At 68.4% G+C, this 17,308-nt stretch carries 13 protein-coding genes; 7 read left to right on the forward strand and 6 right to left on the reverse strand.

The window, feature by feature from the left end:
- Positions 1-332 precede the first annotated feature (332 nt).
- A complete protein-coding gene (locus ABD255_RS23455; RefSeq protein WP_344217883.1) occupies positions 333-1,592 on the forward strand; it encodes a pyridoxal phosphate-dependent decarboxylase family protein in 1,260 nt (419 codons plus the stop codon).
- 91 nt (positions 1,593-1,683) lie between these two features.
- On the opposite strand, the gene ABD255_RS23460 is transcribed toward ABD255_RS23455, so the two are convergent.
- The 3 genes from ABD255_RS23460 to ABD255_RS23470 all read right to left on the reverse strand — a co-directional run bounded on the left by ABD255_RS23460 (position 1,684) and on the right by ABD255_RS23470 (position 4,816).
- Positions 1,684-2,349, reverse strand: coding sequence for a fasciclin domain-containing protein (locus tag ABD255_RS23460; protein WP_344217426.1), 666 nt, complete (start codon positions 2,347-2,349; stop codon positions 1,684-1,686).
- Between the two features lie 98 nt (positions 2,350-2,447).
- A complete protein-coding gene (locus tag ABD255_RS23465; protein WP_344217428.1) occupies positions 2,448-4,091 on the reverse strand; it encodes a molybdopterin-dependent oxidoreductase in 1,644 nt (547 codons plus the stop codon).
- Positions 4,092-4,192: 101 nt separating this feature from the next.
- The gene (locus tag ABD255_RS23470) at positions 4,193-4,816 is read right to left on the reverse strand and encodes a flavin reductase family protein (RefSeq protein WP_344217430.1); all 624 of its coding nucleotides are present in this window, start codon (positions 4,814-4,816) and stop codon (positions 4,193-4,195) included.
- 70 nt (positions 4,817-4,886) lie between these two features.
- On the opposite strand from ABD255_RS23470, the gene ABD255_RS23475 reads away from it, so the two are divergent.
- The 3 genes from ABD255_RS23475 to ABD255_RS23485 all read left to right on the forward strand — a co-directional run bounded on the left by ABD255_RS23475 (position 4,887) and on the right by ABD255_RS23485 (position 7,651).
- Positions 4,887-5,759, forward strand: a complete 873-nt coding sequence (locus tag ABD255_RS23475; RefSeq protein WP_344217432.1) for a phosphotransferase family protein — start codon at positions 4,887-4,889, stop codon at positions 5,757-5,759.
- Between the two features lie 95 nt (positions 5,760-5,854).
- Positions 5,855-6,889, forward strand: coding sequence for an L-glyceraldehyde 3-phosphate reductase (gene mgrA / locus ABD255_RS23480; RefSeq protein ID WP_344217434.1), 1,035 nt, complete (start codon positions 5,855-5,857; stop codon positions 6,887-6,889).
- A gap of 111 nt (positions 6,890-7,000) precedes the next feature.
- Positions 7,001-7,651: a hypothetical protein gene (locus tag ABD255_RS23485; protein ID WP_344217436.1), complete on the forward strand. Its 651-nt coding sequence runs from the start codon at positions 7,001-7,003 to the stop codon at positions 7,649-7,651.
- Between the two features lie 186 nt (positions 7,652-7,837).
- On the opposite strand, the gene ABD255_RS23490 is transcribed toward ABD255_RS23485, so the two are convergent.
- Together ABD255_RS23490 and ABD255_RS23495 are read right to left on the reverse strand one after the other, a co-directional pair.
- Positions 7,838-8,818, reverse strand: coding sequence for a TAXI family TRAP transporter solute-binding subunit (locus ABD255_RS23490; protein WP_344217439.1), 981 nt, complete (start codon positions 8,816-8,818; stop codon positions 7,838-7,840).
- Positions 8,815-10,896, reverse strand: coding sequence for a TRAP transporter permease (locus tag ABD255_RS23495; protein ID WP_344217441.1), 2,082 nt, complete (start codon positions 10,894-10,896; stop codon positions 8,815-8,817). The genes ABD255_RS23490 and ABD255_RS23495 overlap by 4 nt, the downstream gene beginning before the upstream one ends.
- Before the next feature lie 117 nt (positions 10,897-11,013).
- On the opposite strand from ABD255_RS23495, the gene ABD255_RS23500 reads away from it, so the two are divergent.
- Together ABD255_RS23500 and ABD255_RS23505 are read left to right on the forward strand one after the other, a co-directional pair.
- Positions 11,014-11,679: a response regulator transcription factor gene (locus ABD255_RS23500; protein ID WP_012918592.1), complete on the forward strand. Its 666-nt coding sequence runs from the start codon at positions 11,014-11,016 to the stop codon at positions 11,677-11,679.
- 3 nt (positions 11,680-11,682) lie between these two features.
- Positions 11,683-13,053, forward strand: coding sequence for a sensor histidine kinase (locus ABD255_RS23505; RefSeq protein ID WP_344217443.1), 1,371 nt, complete (start codon positions 11,683-11,685; stop codon positions 13,051-13,053).
- Between the two features lie 21 nt (positions 13,054-13,074).
- Here ABD255_RS23505 and ABD255_RS23510 read toward each other — a convergent pair whose 3' ends face one another.
- Positions 13,075-14,073, reverse strand: coding sequence for a TAXI family TRAP transporter solute-binding subunit (locus ABD255_RS23510; protein ID WP_344217445.1), 999 nt, complete (start codon positions 14,071-14,073; stop codon positions 13,075-13,077).
- A 159-nt stretch (positions 14,074-14,232) separates the two neighbouring features.
- Between ABD255_RS23510 and ABD255_RS23515 the strand changes: the two genes are divergently transcribed.
- On the forward strand, positions 14,233-17,253 hold the full coding sequence (locus ABD255_RS23515; RefSeq protein ID WP_344217447.1) for an alpha-mannosidase: 3,021 nt from the start codon (positions 14,233-14,235) through the stop codon (positions 17,251-17,253).
- Positions 17,254-17,308 lie beyond the last annotated feature (55 nt).

Below are 17,308 nucleotides of genomic sequence, written 5' to 3' on the forward strand. Positions count from 1 at the left end.
CAGTGGTGGGCGGGGTATGGCGTGTTCGGGAGGTTTGGGAGCGGTGGGCGGGGTAGGGCGTGTTCGGGAGGGTTGGGTGCGGCGGGCGGGGTAGGGCGTGTTCGGGGTGGGCCTGTTTGGGGTCGCGTGTTCGGAGGGTTGGTGCGGTGGCGGGATAGGGCGTGTTTGGGGTGGGCGTGTTCAGGACGGGTTGGGTTCGGTGGGAAGGTCGGGGGATGGATGAGCGTGGGTTGGATGTTGGGGAGTTGTTTGGTCGGGCTGCTGGGTGGGCGGCGGGGTATCGGGGGGAGCTTGGGGAGAGGCGGGTGGGGGCTCGGAAGTCGTTTGGGGAGATGTGTGCTGACTTCGGAGGGGCTTTGCCGCGAGAGGGGCGGGCGGCTGGGGAGGTTGTCGGGGAGCTTGTTTCTCTTGCTGAGGGTGGGTTGGTTGCGTCTGCTGGGCCTCGGTACTTCGGGTTTGTGGTTGGTGGGGCGCTGCCGGCGGCTACGGCTGCTGAGATTCTGGTGGCGGGGTGGGATCAGAACGCTTGGAACAGCGTGTTGTCGCCGACTAGTGCGGCTGCTGAGCAAGTTGCTGGGGAGTGGCTGAAGGAGTTGCTTGGGTTGCCGGCGGGTGTGTCGGCGGGGTTTACGACTGGGGCTCAGGCGGCGAATACCGTCGGGCTGGCTGCGGCTCGGCACCAGGTGCTCGGCGAAGTGGGGTGGGATGTTGAGAGGGATGGGCTTAGTGGGGCGCCTCGGGTGCGGATTCTGGCCGGGGATGAGCGGCACGCGACGACTGATCGGTCTCTGCGGCTCTTGGGGTTTGGGTCCGCCTCACTCGAGTTGGTGAAAACGAGGGAGAACGGGGTGATTGACCTTGCCGATCTTCGGGACCGGCTCGTTGGTCACCAAGGGCCGTTGATTGTTTGCCTGCAGGCCGGGAATGTGAACACCGGGGGTTCGGACTCGCTGGGTGAGGCTTGCCGGGTGGTGCACGAGTACGGCGGGTGGGTGCATGTTGACGGGGCTTTTGGGCTTTGGGCGGCTGTCAGTCCGTTGTTGCGGGAGCAGGTGGACGGCTTGGAACTGGCGGATTCGTGGGGATGCGATGGGCACAAGTGGCTGAATCTGCCGTATGACAGTGGGTTTGTCTTCTGTGCTCATCCCGATGCGCATGCGGGGGCTCTGGCGTACAGCGCGTCGTACCTCGTGACGTCGGGTGAACGGGAGCCGGGTGAGTATGCGATGGAGTCGTCTCGACGTGCTCGCGGAATTGCGGTGTGGGCGAGGCTGCGGGAGCTTGGGCGCGATGGCGTGGTCGACGTGGTCGAACGGTGCTGCAGTTTGGCTAGAAGCTTCGCTCGCCAGCTCGAAGCTCTTGGCTGCGAGATAGGCAATGAAGTTGTGCTCAATCAGGTGCTGGTCTCGTTCGGGAGCGACGAGGAGACTGATCGGATGATCGCTGCGATCCAAGCCGAGGGGACCTGCTGGATGGGCGGTACCACCTGGCGAGGCAGGCGGTACATGCGGATTTCTGTTTCCAACTACTTGACGACCGAGGAAGACATCACTCGGTCGGTCGCTGCCATCCGGTCGCTTCGCCAAACCTGATTGGCGGCATACGACTGGGCGGCGCCCCTGCAGAGGTGGCGCCGCCCAGTCAGTGTGGTTCCGTCAGTTGCCTAAGGCATCAAGATGGTGCTCAGGCGGCCGGGGGCATCAGGACGGTGTCGATCAGGTAGACCGTGGCGTTGGCGGTCTTGACGCCGCCGCAGATGACCTTGGCGTTGTTGACCATCAGATTGTCGCCGGAGCCGCTGACGGTGACGGCCTGCTTCTCGACGGTGGCCTGCTGGCCGACGACCGCGTCAGGCGCCAACTGGCCGGGGACGACGTGGTACGTCAGGATCTTGGTGAGCAGCGCGTCGTCGGTCTTGAGGGTGTTGATGGTCGCGGCGGGGATCTTCGCGAACGCGGTGTCGACCGGGGCGAAGACGGTGAACTCGCCGCCGTTGAGGGTCGAGACCAGGTCGACCTTCGGGTTCAGCTTGCCCGACACCGCGGCGACCAGGGTCTTCAGCAGCGGGTTGCCGGAGGCGGCGGTGGCGAGCGGGGCGGCCGCCATGCCGTCGACCGAGCCGGCGCCGGACGGGTTGGCCTTGGCGTAGTCGGCGCAGCCCGGGCCGACGAGGCCGGAGGCGTTGTCCATGGAGGGGGTCTCGCTCGGGGTGGTGGCCGGGTTCGACGACGAGGTGCTGGTCGACGGGGTGCTGCTCGAACTGTCGTCGTCGCCGCCACAAGCGGCGGTGGCGAAGAACAGCGAGAGGGCGGAGGCGGCCAGAGCGACCCGCTTGATGGTGTTGGACATGACGATCCTTCTCCTTCGGATGGATTCCTGGACGAGATCTGCTCGTCGAGGTTCGAACGGCGTTACTGGGTTGGGATTCGGCGTGCGGAACGAGCGAGTTACTCGACCATCACCACCGTGTTGTGCAGGCCGCTTGACCCGTTGGGTCGTGGGGCCGCACGGTCGGCCGTCTGCACCTGTCCGTCGGCGTCGGTCGCCCGGACGGTGAGTTTGTGGTTGCCCGGCGTCGCGTTCCAGCGGAACGTCCACTGCCGCCAGGTGTCGATGGTGTCCTCGGCGGCGAGGGTGGCGGGTTGCCAGTCGCCGTTGTCGACCTGGACCTCGACCTTCGCGATGCCGCGGTGCTGCGCCCAGGCGACGCCCGCCGCCACGGCGGGTCCGGCCTTGATCCGGGCGAACCCCTTCGGTACGTCGATCCGCGAGGAGGTCTTGATCGGCGCTTCGACGGACCAGCCGCGGTCGGTCCAGTACGCGCTGAACTCGGAGAACCTGGTGACCTCGAAGTCGACGATCCACTTGGTCGCGGAGACGTAGCCGTACAGGCCGGGCACCACCATCCGGACCGGGAAGCCGTGCTCGAAGGGCAGCGGTTCGCCGTTCATGCCGAGGGCGAAGATCGCGTCGCGGCCGTCGGTGAGCGCCTGCAGCGGAGTACCGATGGTGAGGCCGTCGACGCTGGTCGACTTCACCGCGTCGGCGCCGCCCTGGACGCCGGCTTCGCGAAGGAGTTCGGCGATCGGTACGCCGATCCAGCGGGCGTTGCCGACGTACGGGCCGCCGACCTCGTTCGAGACGCAGGTGAGGGTGATGTCGCGTTCGATCAGGCGGCGGTTGAGCAGGTCCGCGAAGTTCAGGCGCAGTTCGCGATCCACCATTCCGTGGATGCGCAGTTCCCAGGTCCGCGGGTCCACCTTCGGCACGGTGAGCAGCGTGTCCACGCGATAGAACGACTGGTTCGGGGTGACGAACCTGCTCACGCCCGGTACGTCGACCGAAACCCCAGCCGGTACTGCGCGCGCCCGGCTCGCCGCCGCGGGGATCCTGATGCCGCGCCGCGTCGCTTCGTTCACACCCTCGGGCAGAACCAGTGACGCTCCCAGTCCGCCGGCCCCGGCAACACCCAGCGCCATGGTCGTCCCGAGGAACCGCCGCCGATCGAAACCAGCCGGTGCGTCAGCGGGCTCCGCTGGGCGCTCGGTGCTGCGCTCGGCTGCGTGCTCGGCGGTGCTGGATCCGGTCGCGAGGGTCTGGTGGGGCTTGGAACCTCCGGCGGCGAAGGCCTTCCGGTCACCTCCGCCCCCGAAGGGGTTCAGATGCAGAGCACGCAGGACCAGAAGAATGCCAATAGTTGCTATTAGCAACGTGATGATGCCGGGCAGGACCTGGACGAAGCCGTTGGTGGCAAGCGTTCTGCCGGTAGCCGCGGCGAGGATCGCGAGGAGGCCGAGAAGCACCGTCATCACGACGGCGATGCGGGGCTTCGAGGCGCCGATTGCCCCCGCGAGGAAAGCGAAAACCATGACCGCCAGGAGGACGGTGCCGATCAGGATCGGCTTGTCCGCGGTGCCGAGGTTCTTGACGGCCCAGTCTTTCGCGGGGCCGGGGGCCAGGTCGATCAGTTGGGTGCCGACTCCGACGACCGGCGACGTACCGCCGGCCAGGGCGGCGGTCAGCTCGCCCAGGCCCAGTCCTGCACCTGCGGCGAGTACACCTCCGAGCCCTGCCAGAGCCCGACGCTTCATCGTAGTCATGCCGGTGCTTCGGACCGGCTGATGCCGCGGATGGGTGGAATCTCAAAAACTTCTGCAGCCAGGCGACGGGCCGCTCAGAAGGCTCCTACAAGTCAGTCATTTGGTCTTGTGTAGTGGCCGGGCCAGTTTTTGTAGCGGATTCTGGTGATTTCCCGGACTTCGCCGAGAGTGGACCACTCGTCTTTGCCTAGGCGGGCCAGTGGGCGTAGGCGGGTGATCTCAGGATGGTTTCCGTCCAGGACGGACTCGGCGATGCTGAGGTGGCGGACTTGGCCGATCACCACCGTGGAGTCGCCCAGCTCAAGCGTCGTATGGAGCGTGCACTCGATCGCCACGGGGGACTCCGCCACCCGCGGGACGGCGACAGTCGCACTGGGTTCGGTGTGGAGGCCGACAGCGTTGACCTCGTCGATCTCGGGTGGAAAGTTCGTCGCGGTCGCGTTCACCTGCTCGAACAGCGGCTCGGTGGCGAAGTTGACCACGAACTCGCCGGTCGCCTCGACGTTGTTCAGGCTGTCCTTGCGGCCGACCGAGGTGAACTGCACCATCGGCGGGTCCACGCACGCGACGGTGAAGAACGAGTGCGGCGCCAGGTTGAGTACGCCGTCGGCCGACAGCGAGGAGACCCAGGCGATCGGCCGCGGCACGACCACCGCGTTCAGTGTCGCGTAGAAGTCCCTGCGGCCGAGCTTGTCCGGATCCAGATCCCTTCGCACGCCCGCCAGTATCCCGCCCGCCCCGCAATTCGGTGGACCCGGGCAACGATCCGGCGACAGAATCCGCCCGATGAGGACCGAATCACTGGCAGCGCTGGCCGACCGGTACGGCGTACGCCTGGAGGCGGTCCGCGAAGTGCCAGGTGGTGTCGCCAACCGCGCCTACCTCCTCGGTGACGAGTTGTTCCTGCGGATTCCACGCAGCCCCGCCTTCGAGCGCGATCTACGCAAGGAGGCTGCGGTCATCCCCGTCGCACGGGCAGCTGGCGTGCGCACTCCGGCGATCGTCGAGTTCGACGCCAGCCGGCGACTGCTAGCTGCGCCGTACATGGTGGTCGAGCGGGTGCGCGGCAGGGATCTGGTCGGAAGAGAAGCGCCGGAAAAGAGCTTCTGGGAGGAGGTGGGCCGGCAGGTTGCCTTGCTGCATGCGGTCCAACCGGCACCACTCGAAGGGGTGACCAGCGATGACGGCGGTGGCGATCCCCGACCTACCGTCGACCGGCTGGCGACCGAGGGCTACCTGGACTCCGGTACTGCGAACTGGTTGCTCGGCTGGTTCGATCGCCTGGCCGTCCACATCCCCCAAGACCAGCCGCACAAACTCCTCCACGGAGACCTGGCTCCGCAGAACCTCCTGGCCAGCGACAGCGACAACCACCTGGAAGCCCTGATCGACTGGGGAGACGCAGCGTGGGGTCCACCAGGGATGGAGTTCGCCAAGCTCCCCCTGGAGCAAGTAGCCGCCGCCCTACCGAGCTACCGCAGTACAGAGGGTTTGGAGGCGGCAGCGCTCTGGTTCCACCTGAGCTGGGGCGTCAGCGCGATCCCCAAACCCCCGCAACCCAACCAGCGCCACTGGACGGCACCACCCACCAGCCGCCTACTCGGAGTACTGCGCTTCTTCGCTGCCGGCCCACCCGCACCCTGGTCCGGGCTCGCCTGAGTCAGAAGGCCCATCGCTAGCACTCATCGACCCCACTTCTGCAAGAAAACAAGGGGTTACCCGACTTGTCACGACATGGTGCAGACTGCTGTTTCGTGACTGATTACGTAGCAGCCCAGGACCGGTACGACGACCAGATGACCTATCGGCGCAGTGGCCGCAGCGGGCTGCAGCTGCCGGCGATCTCGCTGGGGCTCTGGCACAACTTCGGCGGCGACAAGCCGCTCGACACGCAGCGGGACATCCTCCGCCGCGCGTTCGACCTCGGGGTCACCCACTTCGACCTCGCGAACAACTACGGCCCGCCCTACGGCTCGGCCGAGACCAACTTCGGCGGCCACTTCGCCCGCGACTTCAAGCCGTACCGCGACGAGCTGCTGATCTCCACCAAGGCCGGTTACGACATGTGGCCGGGTCCGTACGGCCAGGGCGGCGGGTCCCGCAAGTACCTGCTCGCCTCGCTCGACCAGTCGCTGGACCGGATGGGCCTCGACTACGTCGACATCTTCTACTCGCACCGGTTCGACCCGGACACCCCGCTGGAGGAGACGATGGGCGCGCTCGACAGCGCCGTCCGCTCCGGCAAGGCCCTGTACGCCGGCATCTCGTCGTACTCCGCCGAGAAGACCCGCGAGGCGGCCAAGATCCTCGACGAGCTCGGCACGCCCCTGCTGATCCACCAGCCGTCCTACTCGATGCTGAACCGGTGGATCGAGGAGGACCTGCTGGACGCCGTCGGTGAGCTCGGGGTCGGCGTGATCGCCTTCTCGCCGCTGGCGCAGGGTCTGCTCACCGACCGCTACCTGAACGGCGTACCGGAGGGCTCGCGGGCGTCGCAGGGCAAGTCGCTCAGCACCGACATGCTGACCGAGGAAACCCTCAAGCACGTCCGCGCCCTGAACGAGATCGCCAAGCAGCGCGGCCAGTCCGTGGCCCAGCTGGCGCTGGCGTGGACGCTGCGCGACGACCGCGTCACCAGCGCGCTGATCGGCGCCTCCAGCGTCGCCCAGCTGGAGGACAGCCTGACCGCGGTGAAGAACCTCGAGTTCAGCCAGGACGAGCTGGACGCGATCGACGCGGACGCGGTCGAGGCCGGGATCAACCTGTGGAAGAAAAGCTCCGACAACTGAGCGTGCCGGATAGCGGGCGAATCTGACGGTTCGGTGACGGGCTGTGCCGGTGCGGTTGCGCCGGCGCAGTCCGCGGAGGAGTGTGGGAGGTACCCCCAGGAGGTGGTTGCCATGACCGCTTCGACCCTCGAGATGGCATTGGCGTACGAACACAAGATGATCCGCGAGCTGGCCGCTCCGGCGCACGAGCCGGCCGCCGCCAAGCCGGATCGAAGGCATCAGACGGACTGGTTCTACGCGATCGCGGCCCAGCATCTGGCCGCGGCGGAGGACGTGCTGCTGCCGCAGGTCCGGCGACTACCCGACGGACGCAACCTGGTCACCGCGTATGTCGCCAACGCGCGTGAGCTGGAGAGATCGCTCCGCTTCCTCAAAGGCCGCCAGTACGGCGATGGCCGGGTGCAGCACCTGCACCCCAGCGACGTGTGGCAGGTGGTCGACCAACTGCTGGACGAGCACGAGCAGCTCGAGACGCAGTACGGCCGGATGCTCGGTGAGGAGCTGGACAGCGAGCGGGTCAGTGATCTGACCGAGAAGCTGCTCAGCGCCGAGGAGGTGGCGCCGACCAGGGCGCACCCGTACTCGCCGCACACCGGCGTGGCGGGCAGGGTGGCGCACCGGATGTGGCGGCTCGCCGACCTCACCTGGGACAGCGCCGAGGGACGCGTGGTGCCGACGAAGTACCACGTCCACCCCAAACGTGACTCGGCCCTGTCGCACTACCTGCGCGGCACTCCGATCGAGGAGGACACGCCCGACTGAAAGCGACCGGGCCCGCAGCCGCCGGATGCCTCCGGCGGCGCGGGCCCGGCCTGAAACCCTCCCCCACTGCGCCTGGTTGTGAGGGTGGGCCTGGTTCCCGCCTCCGCTGCGCCTGGTGTGCGGAGATGGGACCCTACGTCCTCCCCCGCTGCGCCTGGTGTGCGGGGGAGGACGGATCTGGGGGTGTCAGCCGAGCGAGTCGATCGCCTTCTTCGCTCCGGGGTGCAGCGGCACCGGTTCGGTCTTGGCCGCGTCCTCCAGCTTGATGCCCTTGGCGGCCGCGTTCACCTGGACCAGCGCGTCCTGGTTCTCGTAGATCACCTTGGTCAGCTTCTCGGCCAACTCGTCGGGCATGTTCTTTCGGACCAGCAGCACGTTCGGCACGATGATGGTGGCCACGTCGGCCGGCTGCTTGTAGGTCGCGGCCGGGATGGTGCCGGTGGCGTAGATCGTGCCGTAGGTCTTCTGCAGCGCGGGCAGCACGTCGGTGATCGGGATCAGCTTCACGTCCTTGCCCAGGCTCGTCATCAGGTCGGTGATGCCGCCGGTCGGCAGGCCGCCGGACCAGATCAGCGCGTCGATCGAGCCGGTCTTCATCCCGTCCACCGATTCCGGCAGGCCGAGCCGCTGGGCGGTGACGTCGCGGGCGGGGTTCAGGCCGGCCGCCTCCAGCAGCCGCCGGGCGATCACCTCGGTGCCGGAGTTCGGCGAACCGGTGGAGATCCGCTTGCCCTTGAGGTCGGCGATCTTGTTGATCCCGGCCGAGGCGCGGACGGCGACCTGAGTGGAGTTGGGGTACAGCCGGGTCAGCGCGACGACGTCCTGCTTGGTCTTGAAGCTGTGCTCGCCGTTGACCGCGTCGGCGGCGGTGTCACCGAGCGAGAAGGCGATGTCGTAGTTGCCGGCCACCAGACCCTGCACGTTCTGCACCGACGCACCGGTCTCGCTCGCGGTCGCCCGGTAGCCCTCGACCTTGGAGGAGATCACCGAGGCCAGCGCGCCACCCAGCTGGTAGTACACGCCGGTGGTGTTGCCGGTCGCGATCGTCAGCCGGCCGCCGTCCGTACCGGCGGCTCCGCCTTCGGGCTCTCGTTGCCCACCGCAAGCGACGAGTGAGACGGCGGCGGCGAGCGCCACCACGGCGGTGGGCAGGCGTCGGGTTCTCATGAGGTGACGGATCCTTCCGTTGGCCCTGGACCTGACCGGGGCGGTGGGGTGGGGTCAGACTGCACAGGGGTGGGGTCAGCATGCACACTGCGGCGTCGCCGGACCAGGTTGATGACAACTGCGACAAGTAGCAAACCGATTCCGACCGCGATGGTTACGGGCGCGAGGTAGAGCAGCAGCAAAGCGGCCGGAACGCACAGCAGCCGCTCCACCCAGCCGGTGGCGATCACGATCCACCCGCCGGTGACCACGGCCAGTGCGGCGACGGCGAGCATAGAGACGCCGAGGGTCCACACCATGCCGATCAGGCTGCCCTGTCCCAGCAGGTGGGCACCGTTGTCGGTCAGCACGAAGGCGAACGGCACCAGGAACGCGGGCAGCGTGTACTTCCACGCCTGCCACATCGTCGGCATCACCCTGCCGCCGGTGATCGCCGACGTCGCCACGGCGGCCAGCGCGGTCGGCGGCGACACCTCCGACAGCACGGCGTAGTAGAAGATGAACATGTAGGCCTCGGGCTGGGTCACGCCCAGTTGCACCAGGGCCGGCGCGATGATCACGGCCGCGATGATGAACGACGCCGTCACCGGCACCGCCAGCCCGAGCACCAGTACTGCGAACGCCGACAGCACCACGGTCAGGATCAGCACGACCGTCGGGTTGTCCGTCAGTGCCTTGGCCGCGTCCACGATGATCTCGGCCAGGTTCAGCCCCAGCCCGGTCTGGGTGGTCACCGCGACGATCACCCCGGCGGCCGCGCAGGTGGCGGCGACCGGCAGCACCGAACGGGTGCCCTGGGCAAGCGCTTTGAACAGCGGGCCGGCCGTCAGCCGGTGCTCGCGATCCAGGAACGACAGCCCGAACTGGAGGATCACCGCGTAGACCACGGCCTTGAACGGCGGCACGTTCACTGCCATGAAGGCGATGATGACGAACAGCGAGAGGAAGTGGTAGCCGAAGCGCAGCAGCAGTTTCCAGGCCGACTGTGTCGATGCCTCGGCCGCCTCGGTGCCGTGCTTGCGGGCGTCGATCTCGATCGCGAGCAGGATGCCCAGGTAGTACAGGATCGTCGGGATCACCGCGTAGCCGAGCACGGTCAGATAGCTGACCTGCAGGAACTCCGCGATGATGAACGCGGCCGCACCCAGGGTCGGCGGCGACAGGATCGCGCCGATACCGGCCGCCGCGAGCATGCCGCCGGCCGGCTCGGCCGGATAGCCCGCCCGGCGCAGGATCGGCCAGGAGACCGTGCCCAGCGAGACGGCGGTCGCGGTACCGGAACCGGAGACGGTGCCGAGCAGGAACCCGGCGAGCGTGACGGTCCGGCCCGGCGCGGTCCGGCTGCGCTTGAAGGCGGCGAACGACAGATCGATGAAGAACTTGCCGGCGCCGGAGTAGTCCAGCACCGCGCCGTAGATGGTGAACAACACGATGTAACTGGCCGCGACGGCCAGCGGGGTCCCGTAGAACCCGGCCGTGCCCATCGTGAGCTGCGCGATGATCGCGTCGAAGTTGAAGCCCTGGTGGGCCAGGGACCAGGTGTAGGGCAGGAAGCCGCCGTAGTACGCGTAGGCGATGAAGAGCAGGCTGACCAGCGGCAGCACCCAGCCCGTAGTACGGCGGCAGGCTTCGAGGATCAGCACGAGCAGTACTGCGCCGGCCAGCAGGTCGAGGCTGCTCGGCGCCTGCCGTCGCTCGAGGAAGCCGTCGAAGTCGCGCAGCGGGTAGAGGCAGACCACCAGGGCGAGGGCGGCAACGATCCAGTCGGTGATGCCCGGGTCGTCGGTCGCGCGCGCCTTGAAGGGATTCATCACGGCGGGCACCCGCCAGCCCCGATAGCACAGCAAAGTGATCGGGAGGACGGCTGCGAGAAAGATCACTAAATAGAACTGGGTGCCGGCGGACAACGGGAAGAAGACCTGGAGCAGTACGCCGACGCTGACCGCCGCGCACCAGAGCGAGATCACGCGGTCGAGGGCAGGCCGCAGCCTCCGAGCCGGCTTCTCCTGCTCGTACTCGGCCAGTTCGGACTCGGAGAGCGTGGCTGTGCCGCCCCCCGTACCAACACCCACAGTCATCGAGCGCTTCCCTCCTGTCGTCGAAGGCTAGTGTCGCCGACCACGCCATGGAGTCGCATGATTACGTCTTTACCAAGATCTGACACATATGAAGCCTTCCTGCCCTACGATCACGGCATGAGCGGCGCTGTCAGGATTTTGTTGGTCGAGGACGATCTCGATATCGCGAACGCTCTGATACCCGCGTTGCGGCGGTACGGGTTGATGGTGACGCACGTCAGGACGGCCGCGGACGCGCTCGCGGCCGACCCCGGAGACCTGGTTCTGCTGGATCTGGGACTGCCCGACGGCGACGGCATCAACGTGTGCCGGCAGATCCGCACGGTGTCAGACGTCCCGGTGATCGCGGTGACCGCCCGGGGTGAGGCGGCCGATCGGGTCCGGGGCCTGCGCAGCGGCGCCGACGACTATGTGGTGAAACCCTTCGCCATCTCCGAGCTCCTGGCCCGCATCGATGCTGTACTTCGGCGTACCGGTCTGTTGCAACCCCGCCCCCGGGTGACGGTCGGCGATCTGACCGTGGACATCGAGGCCCGGACGGTGCAGGTCGCGGACAAGCCCATCAGCCTGACCCGCAAGGAGTTCGACGTGCTAGCTGTGCTGGCCGCTCACCACGGCCGGGTGGTGCCGCGCGAACAAGTCGCGCTGTACGCCTGGCAATCCGTCTTCGAGGCCTCGTCGCGGACCATGGACGTGCACGTCGCGAGCCTGCGGGCCAAACTCGGCCGGCCCGAACTGGTCCAGACCATCCGCGGCGTCGGCTACCGCCTCGGTTCGGACTGACCGTTGCGCCGTCGCCTGCTGCAGTCCCTCGTCCCGATGGTTGTCGTGCTCGCCATCTTCGCTGCCGTGCCGCTGGCGAACTACATCGCCACCAGCACGTCCCGCACGCTGTTCCTGTCCCGCAGCAACGACGCCGACTGGTTCGCGACGATGGCGGAGTCGCCCCTGCAGTCCGGCGACATCGCGAGCCTGCGTGAGCTCGCGGTTCGCTACCACCAGCTCTACAGCACCCCGGTCTTCGTGGTGGACGTCGACCGCCGGGTGATCGCCACCTCGCGGTCCGGCGTCGATGTGAAAGAGCCCGACCTCGAGAAGGCGCTGAACAGCACGCTGGCCGGGCGACTGCCGACCGAGCCGCCGGCGCTGTGGCCCTGGCGCTCCGGCGAGATGGTCGTGGCCCGCCCCGTCGTGAACAACGGCCGGGTGCTCGGCGCCGCCGTACTGCGGGTGCCGACCGAGAGCGCCCGCGAGAAGGTCCAGAACGGGCTGCTGCTGTTGCTCGGCGGTCTGCTGATCAGCATCGGCGCGGTCGTCGTCGGTATCGTCCGGCCGGTCACCCGCTGGGTACTGCGCCCCCTGAACGACCTCGACAACGCCACCCACCAGGTCACCCGCGGCGCGCTCGACACCCGGGTGTCCACCGACGGCCGAGCGCCAGAACTGCGGAGACTCGGCGACAGCTTCAACTCGATGGCGCTCAGCCTGCACCAGGCCCGGCAGCGCGAGCGCGAGTTCGTCGCCGACGCGTCCCACCAACTCCGTACTCCGCTGACGTCGGCGCGGATCCACATCGAGGGCCTGTCCCGACTGTCTCCCACGGCCCGGTTCGCGCTGAGCGACATCGACCGGCTCGGCCGCATCGTCCAGCGGCTGTCCCGGCTGGCGGGCTCAGACCGCCCAGGAGATGCCGAGGGCAACGAGGAGCCACTGGACCTGGCTCAGGCCGTCAAGGAGCGCCTGGTCGGCTGGAAGGCCGTCTACGCCGCCGACGACCTGGAGCTCATCATCGGCGAGATGGTGCCGGGCGGTGTGGCCTCGGAGCTCGAGGTGGACGACATCCTCGACGTACTGCTCGACAACGCCAGCAAGTACGGCGCTCCGCCGGTCGAGGTGTCGGTCCTGCGGGACGGCACCGAGGTGGTCCTGTCCGTCCGCGACCACGGCCTCGGCCTGGGCTCGCGCGACCTGAAGAAGGTCGGCGAGCGGTTCTGGCGCAGCGCCCACCACCGCGAGATGCCCGGAACGGGCCTGGGCCTGGCCATCGTCCGCTCGGAGGCGGCCCGGGTCGGCGGCCGAGTGGTGGCCCGCCCGCCGATCGGCGGCGGCCTGGTGATCGAGGTCCGCGTTCCCCTGATCGACGACTACGACGTCTAGGGACCGCGGCCCCCGCAGTACCTAGATGTGGTTCGTCTTGTACCAGCGCTCGGCGGCCGGGTGGAGCGGGATCGGCATGGTGGCGATGGCCGAGCGGGCGTCCAGCGAACCTGCCTCGGGGTGCACCGCCATCAGGTCGTTCTGGCGGCGGAACATCGTGTTCAGCGTCCACCACGCCCAGGAGTCCGACAGGCCGCGGCGGGCCAGCAGATAGTTCGGTACTGCGAGGGTCGGGACCGAACTGGCCAGGGAGTACACCGACGGCGGGATCGACGACAGGACGTAGCCGCCGAAGCGCTTGAGGGCGATCTTCTCCGCGACCGCGCCGATGTCCACCAGGCGGAACCCGATGGTCGCCTGGAGCGCCTTGATCGGCTCGGTCGGAAGACCGCCGCTCCAGATCAGCGCGTCGATGCCCTCCTTGCTGGCCGCGCCGCGCTCGGCCTTGTCCTTCAGGGCGGCGACTGCCTGGTCCAGCGTGTACATCGCCTTCTTCACGGACAGGCCGGCGGACGCCAGGATGCGGTCGGCGACGACCTTGGTACCGGAGTACTTCGGGCCGACGCTGACGACCTTGCCCTCGAGGTCGGAGAACTCGTTGATCAGCGACGCGGTCGGGACCACGACGTGCACGTAGTTGTCGTACGTCCGGGCCAGCGCGGTGAAGCGCAGGGCACCGGACTTGAAGGTCTCGACGCCCTCGTAGGCGTCCAGGGCGGAGTCGGACAGGCTGAAGGCGATGTCGGCCTTCTGGCCGGCCAGCAGTTGCAGGTTCTCCACCGAGCCCTGGGTGATGACCGGCTGCATGGAGACGCCGGTCACCTCGGTGACCAGCTTGGCCAGGCCGGCGCCGTACGTGGCGTAGACGCCGTGGAGGTTGCCGGTCGCGAACTTCGCGGGCTCCCCCGGCGCCGGCTCGTCTGACTTGCCTCGGGAGCACCCTGGCACGATCAGGCTGCCCGCCGCGGCGGCTCCGAGTCCGAGCACACTCCGGCGATTCAGCAGGCGGGGACGGTCCATGGGAGACAACCTAGAGGTTGCACCGGCCAAATCGCCATCGTGGTGCTACGGACAGTGCCGGGGTGGGCCGCGTCTAGACGGGCCCGGGCATGTTGTGACAGCGTTGTCATCGCATCGGCCGCGAGGGCCGCGCAGGACCCGTCATCGGAGGATGATTTCGTGCACGACGACCGTCAACTCATCGAGGAGCGGCTCAAGCGCGCCCTGCGGGAGCGGATCCGCCCCGCGATCTACGGCGCGGCCGTCCCGCTGGACATCAAGGTGTGGCACGCGCCTGGTGAGCCGGTTTCCCCCGCCGAAGCGCTCGCGGCCGACTACGAGCCGGCCGAGATCGGCCTGCCCTGGGGTCCCGCCTGGGGCACCGCCTGGTTCCACTTCAGCGGCCAGGTGCCGGCCGAGTGGGCGGGCAGCGAGATCGAGGCCGTGATCGACCTGGGCTTCAGCGGCGGCCCGGGCTTCTCCGCGGAAGGCCTGGTGCACACCACCAAGGGCGTCCCGCTGAAGGGCCTGCACCCGCGTCAGACCTACGCGCCGCTGTCGATCCTCGGCCCCGACGGTTCTGCGGCCTCCCCCGGCGACAGCATCGAGTTCTACGTCGAGGCCGCCGCCAACCCCGAGGTGCTCGGCTGGAACGCCTTCGCCCCGGTCGACGACCTCGGCGACAAGCCGCAGCCCGGCGGCAAGCCGATCTACCAGCTGACCCGGGCCGACCTGGCCGTCTTCAACGCCGAGGTCTGGGACCTGATCCTCGACCTGGAGGCCCTCGACGGCCTGCAGAAGGAACTGCCCGCCTCGGAGCCGCGCCGCCGCGAGATCCTGCGCGCGCTGAGCCGCGCCCTCGACGTAATGGACTACGAGAACGTCGCCGCCACCGCGAGTGACGCCCGCGCCGAGCTGACCGACGTACTGAGCCGGCCGGCGCACGCCAGCGCCCACCAACTCTCCGCGGTCGGGCACGCGCACATCGACTCGGCCTGGCTCTGGCCGCTGCGCGAGACCCGCCGCAAGGTCGCCCGCACCGTCTCCAACGTCGCCACCCTGGCGACGGAGTACCCGGAGCTCGTCTTCGCCTTCTCCCAGGCTCAGCAGCACGCCTGGGTGAAGGAGAACTACCCGGAGGTTTGGGAGCGGCTGAAGAAGGCCGTTGCCGACGGCACCATCGTCCCGGTCGGCGGGATGTGGGTCGAGTCCGACACCAACCTGCCCGGCGGCGAGGCGCTGGCCCGGCAGTTCGTGCACGGCAAGCGGTTCTTCCTGGACGAGTACGGGATCGACACCCAGGAGGTCTGGCTGCCGGACTCGTTCGGCTACACCGCGGCGCTGCCGCAGCTGGTGAAGCTGTCCGGCTCGAAGTGGTTCCTGACCCAGAAGATCTCCTGGAACAAGGAGAACCGCTTCCCGCACCACACCTTCCAGTGGGAGGGCCTGGACGGGACCCGGGTGTTCACCCATTTCCCGCCGATCGACACCTACAACTCCGACCTGTCCGGCCGGGAGCTCGCGCACGCGCAGCGCAACTTCGCCGAGAACGGTGCCGCGACCCGCTCGCTGGTGCCGTTCGGGTACGGCGACGGCGGTGGCGGCCCCACCCGCGAGTTCGTCGCGACCGCCCGCCGGGTGGCGAACCTGGAGTCCTCGCCGCGGGTGACGATCGAGTCCCCGACCGAGTTCTTCAGCGCCGCCGAGGAGGAGTACCCGAACGCGCCGGTCTGGTCGGGTGAGCTCTACCTGGAGATCCACCGCGCGACGTACACCTCGCAGGCCAAGACCAAGCAGGGCAACCGGCGCAGCGAGCACCTGCTCCGCGAGGCCGAGCTCTGGGCCACGGCCGCGGTGGTGGCGGGCAAGCTCGACACCTACCCGTACGAGGACCTGGACCGGATCTGGAAAACGGTGCTGCTGAACCAGTTCCACGACATCCTGCCCGGCAGCTCGATCGCCTGGGTGCACCGCGAGGCCGAGGCGACGTACGCGAAGGTGGCCGAGGAGCTCGAGGCGATCATCGCCACGGCGCAGCAGGCACTGGCCGGCTCCGGTGACGCGCAGATCGTCTTCAACGCGGCGCCGCACAACCGGGGTGGCGTAGCCGGGCTCGGCGCGGGGATCGGGACCGGCGAGGGTCAGGCCGCCACGATCGACGGCGGCGTCCTGGACAACGGCGTACTGCGGGTCACGATCGACGAGCGCGGCCTGATCACGTCCCTGTACGACGTGGCCGCCGACCGCGAGGTGATCGCACCTGGCAGTACTGCGAACCTCCTGCAACTGCACGTGGACACCCCGAACCAGTGGGATGCCTGGGACGTCGACTCGTTCTACAAGAACAACGTGCGCGACGTCACCGAGGTCGACAGCGTGGACTTCAGCACGGTCGAGGGTGTCGCCACCGTCGTGGTGAAGCGGTCCTTCAACCGGTCCAGCGTCACCCAGACGCTGCGGTTGCGGCCGGGCGCCAAGCGGGTCGACATCGAGACCTCGATGGACTGGCACGAGTCGGAGAAGTTCCTCAAGGCGGCCTTCCCGGTCGACGTGCACGCGGACCGCTCCGCCTCGGAGACCCAGTTCGGGCACATCTTCCGCCCGACCCACCAGAACACCTCGTGGGACGCGGCCAAGTTCGAGATCGCGGCGCACCGCTGGGTGCACGTCGGCGAACCGGGGTACGGCGTCGCCGTGGTCAACGACTCGACGTACGGGCACGACATCAACCGGACCGCCCGCAAGGACGGCGGCACGACGACCACGATCCGCACCTCGCTGATCCGGGCGCCACGGTTCCCCGACCCGCAGACCGACCAGGGCGTGCACGTGGTCAACCACGCGCTGGTGGTCGGCGCCGGCATCCCGGACGCGATCGAGGAGGGCTACCGGATCAACCTGCCGGAGCGCGTCGTCACCGGCGCAGACGGCACCGACCCGATCGTTGCCGTCGACAACGGCAATGTGATCGTCGAGGCGGTCAAGCTGGCCGACGACCAGTCCGGCGACGTCGTCGTCCGGCTGTACGAGTCGTCCGGCGGCCGGTCCCGCGCCACCCTCACCCCCGGCTTCGCGGCCGCGTCGGTGACCGAGGTCGACCTGCTCGAGCGGCACCTGGCCGACCGCGAGCTGACCGACGGCGGCGTCTCGATCGTGCTCCGCCCGTTCCAGATCCTCACCCTGCGCCTCGAGCGCGCCTGACCGACGTACAGAAGGACCGCCCTGTCCCGGGCGGTCCTTCTGCCGTCTCCGGCCC

The organism is Kribbella sancticallisti, from assembly GCF_039530625.1.
GTDB lineage: Bacteria > Actinomycetota > Actinomycetes > Propionibacteriales > Kribbellaceae > Kribbella > Kribbella sancticallisti.

What these genes read in the sequence shown, in the direction of transcription:
- ABD255_RS23455 (WP_344217883.1), top strand. Translation starts at nt 333, where the DNA reads ATGTGTGCTGACTTCGGAGGGGCTTTGCCGCGAGAGGGGCGGGCGGCT.
- ABD255_RS23460 (WP_344217426.1), bottom strand. Translation starts at nt 2,349, where the DNA reads ATGTCCAACACCATCAAGCGGGTCGCTCTGGCCGCCTCCGCCCTCTCG.
- ABD255_RS23465 (WP_344217428.1), bottom strand. Translation starts at nt 4,091, where the DNA reads ATGAAGCGTCGGGCTCTGGCAGGGCTCGGAGGTGTACTCGCCGCAGGT.
- ABD255_RS23475 (WP_344217432.1), top strand. Translation starts at nt 4,887, where the DNA reads ATGAGGACCGAATCACTGGCAGCGCTGGCCGACCGGTACGGCGTACGC.
- ABD255_RS23485 (WP_344217436.1), top strand. Translation starts at nt 7,001, where the DNA reads ATGACCGCTTCGACCCTCGAGATGGCATTGGCGTACGAACACAAGATG.
- ABD255_RS23490 (WP_344217439.1), bottom strand. Translation starts at nt 8,818, where the DNA reads ATGAGAACCCGACGCCTGCCCACCGCCGTGGTGGCGCTCGCCGCCGCC.
- ABD255_RS23495 (WP_344217441.1), bottom strand. Translation starts at nt 10,896, where the DNA reads ATGACTGTGGGTGTTGGTACGGGGGGCGGCACAGCCACGCTCTCCGAG.
- ABD255_RS23500 (WP_012918592.1), top strand. Translation starts at nt 11,014, where the DNA reads ATGAGCGGCGCTGTCAGGATTTTGTTGGTCGAGGACGATCTCGATATC.
- ABD255_RS23510 (WP_344217445.1), bottom strand. Translation starts at nt 14,073, where the DNA reads ATGGACCGTCCCCGCCTGCTGAATCGCCGGAGTGTGCTCGGACTCGGA.